Genomic DNA, 12089 nt, shown 5'->3' on the forward strand with positions numbered 1-12089 from the left:
CGGGAAATTGTACGTTTAACTACTCATACTTAATTGCTTTTTATACGCTAATAACGCAGCAATCATCGGATCAGAGTGTTTTGCGGTGACAACAGAACAGCCGAAATAATGGAACGCTTCGTATCTATTTTTATCGTTATCTCGAATAATTTCGATAGTTATATTCGGTTGGCCTGGTACGTATAAATAGAGTACTTCTTCGTTCATGATCGACCTCCTTTTCGATATATTTCGAACAATTCCTGTTTCCTTGACTAACTTTATATAAAATAGTAGAATTTCCTAAAACGGTCAGTTGACCGCCTCAATGACCGATTCAACTTGCGTATTACCAACGGTTTAACACATGCGAGCTTTGACGGGTCGGGAGTTCGAATCTCTCCTGGGGCGTCCAAAACGGTTAGAAGCGCTATGACGACGTTTATGGCCCGATGAATCAATCGGTGGCATAACGTTGGCATAGCGCTTTTTTATTGTGTCCGTCGGAATCTCGTTGGTGTGTACATCGGTCAAAACGAGCGACCTGCGAGGAGGATTTTCGAAATGACAAAGCGATTTATTGGCGAAAGTGGGCAACGGCCTACCTAAAAGACCTACGGACTGGCCGTGTCCGACGGTCTGTTTCAGCTCGAAGAAGTTACGATTGATGAAGCGCTAGATATTTTTATTGCAGCAAAAGAAGCGGAAGGGGTTCGACCGCAAACAGTGAATGACTATCGTGTTCATATTCGCTATTTAAAGCAGTTCATTGGTAATGAAATGTTCTATATTCGTGAATTAACAGCGGAACAGATTCGTGAGTACATCAACTATTTACGGAGGGATAGACGGGCGTTTGAGGGCGATGAAACGCGTGTGAAAGTTGTCAAAGGGCTTTCCGTCAAAGAGCTAATCGTCGTGCGATTGGCAGAAAAGTCAGGTCGTCTGTGACAACCGTAGCGACTGGCACAGCGGCGGCGAGTTTGACAATTACTTTATATACTACGCATGCCTACTCAAGTGCCGGTCGATTACGTGAAAGGGCAGGTAAAAGAGAAAATAGTTGAGGCCTTTATGCCGTTAGTCGAGATGATACAGGCGTTGAGTTATCCGATTGCGTTGGTGAGGCTGACGGGCGGAGCGTTCATGTTTATGATTAACCAAAAAGAAAAAGGCATTTCGCTTATACAAAACGCCTCGATTGGGTATATACTTGTTCAACTTATGCAGTTGATGATACAGTTGCTTGTCGGAATAGGGAATACGGTGAGTTAGAAACAAGTAGAGCGTGTCGTGATGACACGCCTTTAACTCGTTTAGGTACATAGCCCAGGCGGCGAGCTATTTCCGCATTTGTTTCCGTCGAAGGTGTTGTTTGGTGGTTCTGCGCCTGGTTCAGCTTCGATGTCAAATTCGACATTATTTCTCGCTTTATTGAAACGGATAGTGTTGTCGGTTGCTCCTGAATCAACGAGAATTCCTGCGTCCGTCATATCTGTACCGTTGTTTCGTACGATATTGGAGTCGACGACGTTTTCGAAGTTAATTACAAAAACTCCACTACCTTCATTGTCACATATTGAATTGTCTATAGTCATATTGTTACTAGTTATAAAAATCCCCAAGTTACCATTTTTTTTAATTTGGTTGTTGAGTAAGGTGTTAAAAGTTGAGCTTATGCCAAATCCAATGTCATTATTATTAATAATATTTTTAATTAATACGTTATTATCACTAAAAATTGGAAATCCTGTAAAACTATTACTCGAACTTTCACAATGAATAACACAATTATGCATTCCTTCCCAATCGAAACCAGTGCTATTAAATGAAGAGACACAATCAACAATTAGATTATTATTACCAATAGCAGTTGTGCTTATACCGTCATTACCATTGAATATCATTTCAATTTCTTTCACCACATTGTGAGAGGAATTCACTATAATTCCATCTTCTTCAAACCCTTGCACGGTAAACCTTTGCAATGTTGTTCGATCAGCATTCACTAATATTCCGTTATCCGCAAATCCTGGGTTTCCTTCAATAATCGTCCGACCAATTCCACAACCGAAAATTTTTAAGTTTTCCACGTCTACCTCAAACCCATCGAACTTTCCAGCGAGGATATGTATACTATCCCCCGGGCTTGAAGCATCAATCGCCGCCTGTACCGTTAGAAAATCCGTTGGTACAAGTCGTAATACCATATCGTATACCTCCCTTCATCATCAGCGTTACTAGAATTATATGAAAGGAGCGCAATGACTGCTTGTACTATGCGGATAATTGTGTGTTTATCTACTATTATTGACTCGTTTTTTATACGCTAAAAACGCAGCAATCATTGGATAGCAGTGCTTGGCGCTGACAACAGAACGCTCACAATAGTTAAATGCTTCTTATCTATTTTTATCGTTATCTCGAATTATTTCGATAGTTATATTTGGTTGACCTGGTACGTATAAATAGAATACTTCTTCGTTCATGATCGACCTCCTTTTCGATATATTTCGAACAATTCCTGTTTCCTTGACTAACTTTATATAAAATAGTAGATTTTCCTAAAATGGTCAGTTGACCGCCTCAATGACCGATTCAACTTGCGTATTACCAACGGTTTAACACATGCGAGCTTTGACGGGTCGGGAGTTCGAATCTCTCCTGTGACGTCCTAGACAAATTAAAGCGCTATGACAATATTTATGATCCGATGAACACTCGGTGACATAACGTTGGCATAGCGCTTTTATTTTTATTTGTAAACAGACGGAAACGATTGTATATGCAGAATTTAACGGACAATGAGCAAGAGTTTATTCGTCAGAAAGAAACAGAGCTTAAAGGAAAGTATTCGCCTGTACCTTACTCTAACTAAAGGGGGTTACTGCCAGACAAAGGCGAAGTATGACGGCCGCCAAACGGCACGTGATTGCTTAGCGTTGTATATGTACGTTCATGCCTATATGAATGGGCAAAGCGAGGGTGTGATGAGAACGAAGAAAATTTCGTGGTATGGACAAACGAAGAAAATGTACATTTTGTTGTATGAACGTAGGGAAATGCGTTATTGATTAAACCAATTCCCTTCAATTGGATTTAATCAATCTTCACTAACGAGAAAATAACAATAACGAATTAATAATAATCAACATTCTTATACACAAGGACCTACCGATTGCGTTAGTGATGCTGACGGGTAGAGCGTTAATGTTCATGATAAATCAAAAAGAAAAAGGCATTTCGCTAATACAAAACGCCTCGATTGGGTATATTCTTGTGCAGCTTATGCCGTTAATGATGCAGTTGCTTGTCGGAATAGAGAATACGGTGAGTTAGAAACAAGTGGGCGTTTCGAGTTGATACGCCTAGTGATTGTTTAGGTACACAATCCAGGTGGGTCACTATTTTCGCATTTGTTGCCGTCAAAGGTGTTATCTGTATCAGCAGGCGGGATAGCTTCGATGTCAAATTCGACGTTATTTCGCGCTTTGTTGAAACGGATAGTGTTGTCGGCTGAGCCTGGATCGACGAGAATACCTGCGTCAGTGATATCAGTACCGTTGTTTCGAGCGATGTTAGAGTCGATGGCGTTCTCGTCACTAAACACAGTTAATTCAATTCCACTTTCTTCATTATTACACACCTTATTATCAATTATATTATTTAAATCAGAGGCTATAGTTATTCCTGACCCGTTATTTTTAAGAGTCTCATTAGCTAAAATTGTAGATCTAGTATCAACGCTAATACCATTATTATTTTCATTTGCACTACTGTTAATTAATTTACCAAATCGAAGAAAATAGCCATCCCCTAAATTTTGAGTACTAATGCAGTTAATAACGTAAGAAGAAGTAAAAGCGAATATCTCAATTCCTGAACCATTAACTGATGTATTGTTTGAAGCAATACAGTTAATGATTAGATTAGAATTTCCAACGCCCAAAATACCCATTAAAGTATTAAACTTAACTTCAACTTCTTTAAGTACGCTAGAAGATGAAGAAATGAAAATTCCATTACCTATAAACCCCTGCACTGTAAACCCTTGTAATGTTGTTCGTTCTGCACTCACAAAGACACCGTCACTGGTTCCCTGCGCTGGAGCTCCCGCAATAATCGTCCGACCTATTCCACAACCGAAGATTTTTAAGTTTTCCACGTCTACCCTAAAACCATCGAACTTTCCAGCGAGAATCTGTATACTATCCCCCGGTATTGACACATCAATCGCATCCTGTACCATTAGGAAATCCGTTGGTACAATTCGTAATACCATACTCATTACCTCCCTTCATCATCAGCGTTACTAGAATTATATGAAAGGAGCGCAATGACTGCTTGTACTATGCGGATAATTGTGTGTTTATCTACTATTATTGACTCGTTTTTTATACGCTAATAATGCAGCAATCATCAGATCAGAATGCTTTACGGTGACAACAGTATGCTAGAAATAATGGAACTCTTCGTATCTATTTTTATCGTTATCTTGAATAAGTTAGATAGTTATATTCGGTTGGCTGAGTACGTATAAATAGAATACTTCTTCGTTCATAAACCCTCATTTTGCTAAACGCACAATCATATAAATTATTAAAAGTTCTATACTCTTAACGAAAGAAGGGATTGTGTGTGAGAAACTTTATATTTTGCTGTTTTGCCTCAGCTTTAGCAATTCTGGTGCTAATATTATTTCCAATTGGAATTGGTAAAATTGCTGAAAGTGTTTTTAGTGTTGAAGTCCTACTTCAAACTAGCCCACCTTTACTTGCTGCTACAATAATAATTGCTGATATTGTTCTTGTACTCATTGTTGTATTAGTCTTTCTTATTGCTCTTGTGTTTTCAAGGCGATTAAAATTTGATGCTTGTTGTTTAGCTGCATCAATAGCATTATTCACTTTGCTTTTATTCCCAATCGGAATGTCAACGTTATTAGATGCTGGTATTCGAGCACTCGTACAAATTGATATGGGACTCTCCAGTATAGTAAATATTGTAACGATAATCACAATCATCGTAATCATTACTCTAATTCCTCTTTTTACGTTTATTATCTCCTTTGTCATTATCAAAAAAAAGAAGTGATTTTAGAGATTAGAGAAGTGTTGGTAAATTGAAGAGAAGACGTTATGGAATCGACGTCGAATATCTAATTCGATTGTTTCAAGTGCAATTGTTTGTGGGGTTTGTGTATTCGGTGAAGGGGAATAGTCGTATGTAGTTCAGAGGGAGAGCTATTTGTTATCATCGTTTGTATTATTCGTTATAAGATTCATCCGCTTCCGTTACTCACTCAATTTTTTTGAACTCAGTGTGTAATGGTCACGAAGCTAATTGTCAACACTATTATTTTAAAATATGAACCAAAATAAGATTTTGATAGTAAAATAAAATATATTAGAATATGCATACGATAAAAACTTAAATTTAACCATTGTTGAAGAAGAGGAGAAGTATTCGCTCAATATAGCAGCAGAAGAGGGGGAACATAGATTAAATATTGTTGCTAAAAAGAACATTGGACTGATGCCTGAAACTTATGTAGATTTTTCTATAAATAACAAAACCTATTAACATGAGGATATCGAATTATTTTTAGTTATATTTTTAATTATGGAGATAATTATTATGATGAAACTAAGTATAAATGGATGAATGATGTTGCAATTCGGGGTTAAAGGTAGCCCTACAACTGAGGGTTTACGCATGTTAGAATTTCATGTTGAACAATTAAATGCTGTTCTATCTATTGGTTGAATAACGTTTACACCAATCGGATAACAATCCGATTGGCTTTTTGTATTTCTTTAAAACGAAAGGCGTGCGTCCAAACCCTATATCTACGGTCAATGCCTGATGGTGATGAATGCCAATAGTGTAGGTAAATTAGGAGTGTCGAGTGGACACGTATATTGTTCGTATAGGTACACAGTCCAGGAGGGTCACTATTACCTTATTTGTTGCTGTCGAAAGTATTGTTTGGTGGTTCAGCATCGATATCAAACTTCGTTATTTCTCAATTTGTAAGTGGATGGTGTTGTTGACTACGTCTGAATCGCCTGCGTTAATAACATCAGAGCCGTTGTTACAAACTGTGTTTGCAATGAAATTTATGTTAATAGATACCGCATTTATTTCAATTCCTTCATACTTATTTTTAAGAGAAGTGTTACCACCCTTGATATGTGCAAAGCTATCTTTGTTGCGCTTCAAGATTTTCGCCGAATGTGCGGTCGTGGTGACACGTCTAGTGTCCTATTCAGGGACAAATTCCAGGTGGCAAGCTATTACTTACTACATTGCGATGGGCAGGTGGTAGAAAAAAACCACCTTCTATATAAAAGAAAGTGAGTTTTAGAGGATAGTTAATAATGGATTTGGAATTCGCCAGAATATGCTGTTCCCACCCGTTCAGAGCCTAAATATAAACCAGCTTCCATTCTATACTTACCAGGTCCACTAAAATGTTCATCGATGTTTATTCCTCTTGTTGGTGATTGGTAAGAAAATTCTCCATTTAAATAATCAAGACGAGCCCAAGTTGGTTTCCACTCGGTGGTTAATGGATCCTGTTTTTCAATAGCATATTGGAAACCTATATCTTTACATGACATTGTTCCAACTTGTTTTAAAAAAACATCAACAGTTTGAGCGCCAGGCTGATAGTAGTTGTATGCATCAACCCAAAATTCTACTTCACAAGGGCCATAACTACCACCATAATGCCAAGTAGCACTCACTTTATTTGATGATACTGTAAATAACCCAACTACTAATAAAGGAATAATTAAAAATAGTTTTTTAAATCGTTTCATTGGTATACACTCCTATTATATTTATTATTTTCCAATAAAGTAAATTATAGTATTAAAACTTAATAGTGTAAATAGAAAAATAAAAAGGGATGTATGAAAACGCAAGGTACCACTGACAAGCACGAGCCCCAGTTGAAACCCATCGATTCATAAATCTCCAACAAATAAGAGGCATATAAGGTGGGGAAGGTAAGCAAAAGGACGTCATGACTTACAGCGTAGATATGCGTAACCTGCTGAGTATACAATGTACTCACAACCGCACAAAGTAAACAGATTTACGAATCAGAGATGTGAAAACTAGTTTTGTTGAATAGTTTCTGAGAAGAAAAAAAACGCCCAATCTCCAAGGAGAAAGGATGTTATACGGCATGAAAGGGTTTTTTATCATGGGGGTGTTACTAGTATGAGTGTTTAAATTTTATTTTACACTTAATTTTTTGCCCTATTCAGGGGCAAGTCTCCAAAGTGCAGATTTATAACGTTTAGAAGCAATGCAAATAGAAATCTATATATTAACAATGATAAGAGGGTCTAGACAAGACAAAAAAATGATTAGACTCTATTGAGACATAGAGTATGTCACTGATAACTGAAGCTTTTCCCTTTCCATTTTCCTGAAATTTTTCCCCATAGACCATGATATAATTTAGATATAGGTAACATTTAGGAAATGTGGAATTCATAAAAATACATACAAGGGGAGATAGGGTGTGAAAAAAAGAAGGATCAAACTTTTGATAGGAATTATAATAAGCATTGTTTTAATTGGGGGAGTTGGATATTATATAAAAATTAATACAGAATATACCGTTGATATAGCTTCTAACAATCTAAAGAGTCAAATATCTAAATGGTTGGGCGGTAGAAGCTTGGAAGTCAATGAAATTCATAAATTAGGATCAAGCAATACTACAATAGTCTCTATTTCATTTCAAAGTGGTGCAGAAGGAATTGTTGTGATGAAACAAGGGGAAAATGGAAGATATAAAATTACAAAGTCATCAAGTAGGAAAAGGGATAGTGGACTATGGGTCAGTGTTGAAAATGTAAATACAAATAAAGAGACCTACGCCGTTTTTTATGGGAAGAATAGTGGAGACGTTAAGTCTTTAGTTGGCGAAATTAGTGTAAAAAATGAAGACTTAAATAAATGGATTAATTCTGAAAGAGTCATTACTATTAAACTTCCAAATAGAGATTTAATTATGGAGACTACTAAAATTCCAACTAATAATGATCAGGAAACTGTAGTAAATAATTACCCTTCCTTATTGAATACGGAGGGTGTAAGGATAAATTAGAAAATTATAATTTGGAAAGCCCCTTATATATAATGGCCTTTATTATAATTGTTCATGGAGTATTAATGTGACAAGTTCGTCTTTGCAAACGATTATATACTGCGCTTGTATTAAGTTGGCAATTTATCTACGTACGAAACTATGAACGTTTCCATTAAATCCTAACGTTCATCAAGTTACATTTTGATGTAGCGCAACATTTTGTCAAGGTCTTTTGCGTTTCTTAACAGTATTGAACATATTTAACTTTGCAAAATAGATAGAACTTTGACTTCTTACAATTTTCGATGGATTATTCAAATTCGCTAAATTTTTAATCACCGTAGGAAGAATTGACCAAAATTAGGTCGACTTATTAGAGAGAAGGGATATTATATAATTATATCTAATTTATATAAATGTTAATAAAAACCAAATGAGGTGGAATTATGAAAAAAGATTCTTGTGTCATATTTTTTGTTGATTGTAAGCTTAATATATTTAATATACTGCATAACAGAAAAAACGCTTGATCTTGTAGAGATGTCAATTAGAGCAAAGAACCCTGTTTCTTTTAACTGGCTGAGTATTAATATAGATACTAAATTTATTCAAAACTCCAGTAAAGCTGTGTATGAGTTTTCACTCCTACCAATTTATGTGATGGTTATTATTTCTATATTTTTATTAATTCTTCACTTAAAAGAAAGGAGTAAATAACACATATCAAACTATTTTTTGTGTTTTTCTGAGAACTAACGAAAGCAATAAACAATGCCAGAAGCTTTGATAATAGGAGTACACACGATTTGCGCCCTCGCTCACATGAGTGGGCTTTTTCTTATTTACCAAACAATTTCGCGAAAAATGAAGCATGGTGGTAAAGGAATGGCAGAACCGATGTGTGCTCAGAGTTTCGTATAAAAAAGCTATGAAAAGGGTATTTTTTATATCAATATTTATAAAATTGGCATTCATGATAGTTTGGTGCCTCATGTGTTGGTGATTGCCAAATATCCGCTTCGTTTGTTTCAAGCGTCTTCGTAGGAGTTTGTTCTTTCGCTATAGCAAGAAAAGCCGAGAAAAGGTGCAGGCATAGGTAGGCGGGATTAAAGATAGAATACGATGAGCGATAAAAAACGAATAGGCGCGTCAAGTTGACACGCCTAGTGTTCGTTTAGATACACAGTCCAGGCGGGTCACTATTTCCACATTTGTTGCCGTCGAAAGTGTTAGCAAAATTAGCAGGTGGTATTGCTTCGATATCAAAAATGACGTTATTTCTCGCTCTGTTAAAACGGATGGTGTTGTTAGCTACGCCTGAATTAACGAGGATACCTGCGTCTGTCATATCTGTACCGTTGTTTCGTACCGTGTTAGAGTCGATGGCGTTTCTAAAAGATCCATTTACAATTTCAATTCCACTGCTACTGTTATTGCAAATTAAATTCTTAACAATATTATTATCATCGGCAACAGCCCCAACTAGAATACCTCTGGTTTTATTTTGATTTGATATGTTTTGGAAAATTGTATTAGGTGAACTATTAATAAAGAAACCATCATTTGAATTTTCGCTAGCTGTATTTAATAGAAGTTTATTATTAGTATTCGTTCCAATGATTGAATAACCATAATTGTTATTTTTATTACATTCACATTTTAATATACAGTTGTTTTGCCCAAGAGAGATATCAATTCCATTAAGTTGATTCATCAAGGTGGAACATTCTGTAATGAAATTGTTGTTTCCAATTACCAATATGCCGGTAGATGAAATACCTATATTAAGTTTTGACTCAATTTTCTTTAAAACATTGGAATTAGAAACGACACGAACTCCGTCATCTGGAAACCTTGCACCGTAAATCCTTGTAAGCTGGTTTGATCCGCACTTACCACAACGCCGTCGTCACCTCCTTGCGCTGGAGCACCCTCAATAATCGTCCGACCTACCCCACAACCGAAAATTTTTAAATTATCCTTACCAGCCGTCACTGCAAACCCATCGAACTTTCCAGCGAGAATCTTAATGCTATCACCAGAACTTGAATCATCAATTGCAGCCTGCACGGTTGAATACATAACCGAAGGTACAACTCTTAATACCATATCGTAAACCTCCCTTCATAAATAGCGCTACTAGATTATATGAAAGGAGCGTTAAAACGGCTTGTACTATGGGAATAAATGTGCGTCTAACTTTTGACCTTGACGCGCTTTATATGCGCTTGTAAGGCGGCAATTATCGGTCGGAGTGTTTTGCGGTGACAACAGTATTCCCGAAATAATGGAATGCTTCTAATCTATTTTTATCGTTATCTCAAATAATTTCGACCGTTATATTCGGTTGACCTAGTACGTCTAAATCAAAGAAATGCGCTATGGAGACGTTTATGGTCCGATAATCAATCGATGGCATATCGTAGGCATAGCACTTTTTTGTTGTGTTCGTCAAAATATCTTTGGTGTGTGCATCGGTTATAACGGGAAGCGGTAAGTTGAACCAACTTTGGCCAATCTCACTACATTGATTCAAAGTCTAGCGAATTAGGGTTATGGCTTGGCAAGTGTAAGAAGTTAGAGTTTTACTATTTTGAAAAGTTAAACATTTGCAATGTGTGCTCAATTATGTCGAATTGCTACCGTAGTGAACAAATGAGGTGGTTTCGTATGCAAATTCAATTTGTAAGTTACCAAGTGATGGGCAGGTGGATGCATAAAAAAAACCACCTTCTATATAAAAGAAAGTGAGTTTTATAGGAGAATTCGGCAACAATGCTGGAAGCTTTTTTAATAGGAGCACATACGATTAACCCTCGCTCACATCAGAGGGCTTCTTCTTATTTACAGAGCAATTTAGAGAAGAAAGAAGCATTGGCAGTAAGGGAATGGCAGAACAGACGTGCACTCAGTGTTATTGAACTCCATTCTTTAAAGTTCAAAAAAGCATCTTCTTGAAAAAGCGATGAAAAGAGATAGGATGAATTGGAAGTGTGCCCATGCTTGTTTAGGTACAGATTCCGGGAAAATTACTATTTTCGCATTTGTTGCCGTTGTATATGTTGTCCGTAACAAGGCCTTCTATTTCGATGTCGAAAGGTGTATTATTTCTTAGTTTATTAAAGCGAACGGGATTGTTTTCAGTTGAAGAATCTACAAAGATACCTGAACCGCCACTAACATCATTTCCGTTATTTTTAACAATATTAGAGTCAACAACGTTGAAATCTGCATTATTATCCAATAAGATGCCACTGTCAATATTGTTACAAACGATATTACCTATGACATTGTTGTTCTCATCATCAATTTTTATTCCACAACCATTTCCCAAAAATTTATTCTGAAAAATAGTATTGAAATCATCATCTAAATCTAACCCGATAGATCTATTATTCTTGGCTAAACTGAATAATAGTTTGCATTGAACATCTTGGAATGAATAACCAAAAAAATCGTTTTGAGTACTTACGCAACTGATAACACAGTTATTCTCATCATTAATTTCAATTCCACTGTTATTAAATGAAGTTTTACAGTTTGATATTAAATTATTTTCTCCTATTATTAATATACCCTCATCAGAGTTTAACGTTGATTCAATTTGTTTCATTACATTGTTATTAGATGGTACAAAAATTCCGATATTACTAAACCCCTGCACAGTAAACCCTTGTAATATAGTACGATTCGCATTTACAACCACACCGTCATTACTTCCTTGAGCAGAAGCACCGGCAATTATTGTTCGACCAATCCCACAGCCGAAAATTTTTAAATTATCCTTGCCAACTGTCACCTCAAATCCATCAAACGTTCCAGCTAAAATCTTTAGACTGTCACCTGAGCTCGAATCATCAATCGCAGCCTGCACGGTTGAATACATAACCGAAGGTACAACTCTTAATACCATATCGTAAACCTCCCTTCATAAATAGCGCTACTAGATTATATGAAAGGAGTGCTAAAACAGCTTGTACTATGCGGATAAATGTGCGTC

At 36.4% G+C, this 12089-nt stretch carries 15 protein-coding genes; 8 read left to right on the forward strand and 7 right to left on the reverse strand.

From position 1 onward, the window contains the following. Positions 1-15 precede the first annotated feature (15 nt). Positions 16-207, reverse strand: a complete 192-nt coding sequence (locus WAK64_RS00915; protein WP_336585041.1) for a hypothetical protein — start codon at positions 205-207, stop codon at positions 16-18. A gap of 399 nt (positions 208-606) precedes the next feature. Between WAK64_RS00915 and WAK64_RS00920 the strand changes: the two genes are divergently transcribed. Together WAK64_RS00920 and WAK64_RS00925 are read left to right on the forward strand one after the other, a co-directional pair. After that, positions 607-930 carry a phage integrase SAM-like domain-containing protein gene (locus tag WAK64_RS00920; RefSeq protein ID WP_336585042.1) on the forward strand — a complete coding sequence of 108 codons (324 nt, stop codon included), beginning with the start codon at positions 607-609 and terminating at the stop codon, positions 928-930. Positions 931-1053: 123 nt separating this feature from the next. Continuing rightward, positions 1054-1254, forward strand: a complete 201-nt coding sequence (locus WAK64_RS00925) for a hypothetical protein (RefSeq protein ID WP_336585043.1) — start codon at positions 1054-1056, stop codon at positions 1252-1254. Positions 1255-1295: 41 nt separating this feature from the next. Here WAK64_RS00925 and WAK64_RS00930 read toward each other — a convergent pair whose 3' ends face one another. Further along, entirely contained in the window at positions 1296-2189 is an 894-nt protein-coding gene (locus WAK64_RS00930) for a right-handed parallel beta-helix repeat-containing protein (RefSeq protein WP_336585044.1), read from the reverse strand. 594 nt (positions 2190-2783) lie between these two features. Here WAK64_RS00930 and WAK64_RS00935 point away from each other — a divergent pair. Together WAK64_RS00935 and WAK64_RS00940 are read left to right on the forward strand one after the other, a co-directional pair. Beyond that, a complete protein-coding gene (locus WAK64_RS00935; RefSeq protein WP_336585045.1) occupies positions 2784-3053 on the forward strand; it encodes a hypothetical protein in 270 nt (89 codons plus the stop codon). Between the two features lie 136 nt (positions 3054-3189). Then, positions 3190-3318 (forward strand): hypothetical protein, encoded by a 129-nt coding sequence (locus tag WAK64_RS00940; RefSeq protein ID WP_336585046.1) that lies wholly within the window; start codon positions 3190-3192, stop codon positions 3316-3318. A gap of 40 nt (positions 3319-3358) precedes the next feature. Here the strand turns inward: WAK64_RS00940 and WAK64_RS00945 are convergent, their stop codons facing one another. Then, positions 3359-4261, reverse strand: coding sequence for a right-handed parallel beta-helix repeat-containing protein (locus WAK64_RS00945; protein ID WP_336585047.1), 903 nt, complete (start codon positions 4259-4261; stop codon positions 3359-3361). Positions 4262-4617: 356 nt separating this feature from the next. Between WAK64_RS00945 and WAK64_RS00950 the strand changes: the two genes are divergently transcribed. Together WAK64_RS00950 and WAK64_RS00955 are read left to right on the forward strand one after the other, a co-directional pair. Continuing rightward, a complete protein-coding gene (locus WAK64_RS00950; RefSeq protein ID WP_336585048.1) occupies positions 4618-5073 on the forward strand; it encodes a hypothetical protein in 456 nt (151 codons plus the stop codon). An 814-nt stretch (positions 5074-5887) separates the two neighbouring features. Continuing rightward, a complete protein-coding gene (locus WAK64_RS00955) occupies positions 5888-6307 on the forward strand; it encodes a hypothetical protein (RefSeq protein ID WP_336585049.1) in 420 nt (139 codons plus the stop codon). 46 nt (positions 6308-6353) lie between these two features. Here the strand turns inward: WAK64_RS00955 and WAK64_RS00960 are convergent, their stop codons facing one another. Beyond that, positions 6354-6803 carry a hypothetical protein gene (locus WAK64_RS00960; RefSeq protein ID WP_336585050.1) on the reverse strand — a complete coding sequence of 150 codons (450 nt, stop codon included), beginning with the start codon at positions 6801-6803 and terminating at the stop codon, positions 6354-6356. Positions 6804-7516: 713 nt separating this feature from the next. On the opposite strand from WAK64_RS00960, the gene WAK64_RS00965 reads away from it, so the two are divergent. Then, the gene (locus tag WAK64_RS00965; RefSeq protein ID WP_336585051.1) at positions 7517-8107 is read left to right on the forward strand and encodes a hypothetical protein; all 591 of its coding nucleotides are present in this window, start codon (positions 7517-7519) and stop codon (positions 8105-8107) included. 1156 nt (positions 8108-9263) lie between these two features. Here WAK64_RS00965 and WAK64_RS00970 read toward each other — a convergent pair. Next, positions 9264-9956 (reverse strand): right-handed parallel beta-helix repeat-containing protein, encoded by a 693-nt coding sequence (locus WAK64_RS00970; protein WP_336585281.1) that lies wholly within the window; start codon positions 9954-9956, stop codon positions 9264-9266. Then, positions 9896-10198: a hypothetical protein gene (locus tag WAK64_RS00975; RefSeq protein WP_336585052.1), complete on the reverse strand. Its 303-nt coding sequence runs from the start codon at positions 10196-10198 to the stop codon at positions 9896-9898. The genes WAK64_RS00970 and WAK64_RS00975 overlap by 61 nt, the downstream gene beginning before the upstream one ends. Positions 10199-10864: 666 nt before the next feature. Between WAK64_RS00975 and WAK64_RS00980 the strand changes: the two genes are divergently transcribed. Continuing rightward, the gene (locus WAK64_RS00980) at positions 10865-11047 is read left to right on the forward strand and encodes a hypothetical protein (RefSeq protein WP_336585053.1); all 183 of its coding nucleotides are present in this window, start codon (positions 10865-10867) and stop codon (positions 11045-11047) included. 49 nt (positions 11048-11096) lie between these two features. Here WAK64_RS00980 and WAK64_RS00985 read toward each other — a convergent pair whose 3' ends face one another. Beyond that, the gene (locus WAK64_RS00985) at positions 11097-12002 is read right to left on the reverse strand and encodes a right-handed parallel beta-helix repeat-containing protein (RefSeq protein WP_336585054.1); all 906 of its coding nucleotides are present in this window, start codon (positions 12000-12002) and stop codon (positions 11097-11099) included. Positions 12003-12089 lie beyond the last annotated feature (87 nt).

The sequence above is a fragment of the Bacillus spongiae genome (assembly GCF_037120725.1).
GTDB classification, from domain to species: Bacteria; Bacillota; Bacilli; order Bacillales; family Bacillaceae_K; genus Bacillus_CI; species Bacillus_CI spongiae.

Excerpts from the sequence above, each read along its gene's own strand:
- WAK64_RS00915 (WP_336585041.1), bottom strand. The coding sequence starts at position 207 with ATGAACGAAGAAGTACTCTATTTATACGTACCAGGCCAACCGAATATA.
- WAK64_RS00925 (WP_336585043.1), top strand. The coding sequence starts at position 1,054 with ATGCCGTTAGTCGAGATGATACAGGCGTTGAGTTATCCGATTGCGTTG.
- WAK64_RS00930 (WP_336585044.1), bottom strand. The coding sequence starts at position 2,189 with ATGGTATTACGACTTGTACCAACGGATTTTCTAACGGTACAGGCGGCG.
- WAK64_RS00935 (WP_336585045.1), top strand. The coding sequence starts at position 2,784 with ATGAGCAAGAGTTTATTCGTCAGAAAGAAACAGAGCTTAAAGGAAAGT.
- WAK64_RS00940 (WP_336585046.1), top strand. The coding sequence starts at position 3,190 with ATGTTCATGATAAATCAAAAAGAAAAAGGCATTTCGCTAATACAAAAC.
- WAK64_RS00945 (WP_336585047.1), bottom strand. The coding sequence starts at position 4,261 with ATGGTATTACGAATTGTACCAACGGATTTCCTAATGGTACAGGATGCG.
- WAK64_RS00960 (WP_336585050.1), bottom strand. The coding sequence starts at position 6,803 with ATGAAACGATTTAAAAAACTATTTTTAATTATTCCTTTATTAGTAGTT.
- WAK64_RS00975 (WP_336585052.1), bottom strand. The coding sequence starts at position 10,198 with ATGGTATTAAGAGTTGTACCTTCGGTTATGTATTCAACCGTGCAGGCT.
- WAK64_RS00980 (WP_336585053.1), top strand. The coding sequence starts at position 10,865 with ATGCTGGAAGCTTTTTTAATAGGAGCACATACGATTAACCCTCGCTCA.
- WAK64_RS00985 (WP_336585054.1), bottom strand. The coding sequence starts at position 12,002 with ATGGTATTAAGAGTTGTACCTTCGGTTATGTATTCAACCGTGCAGGCT.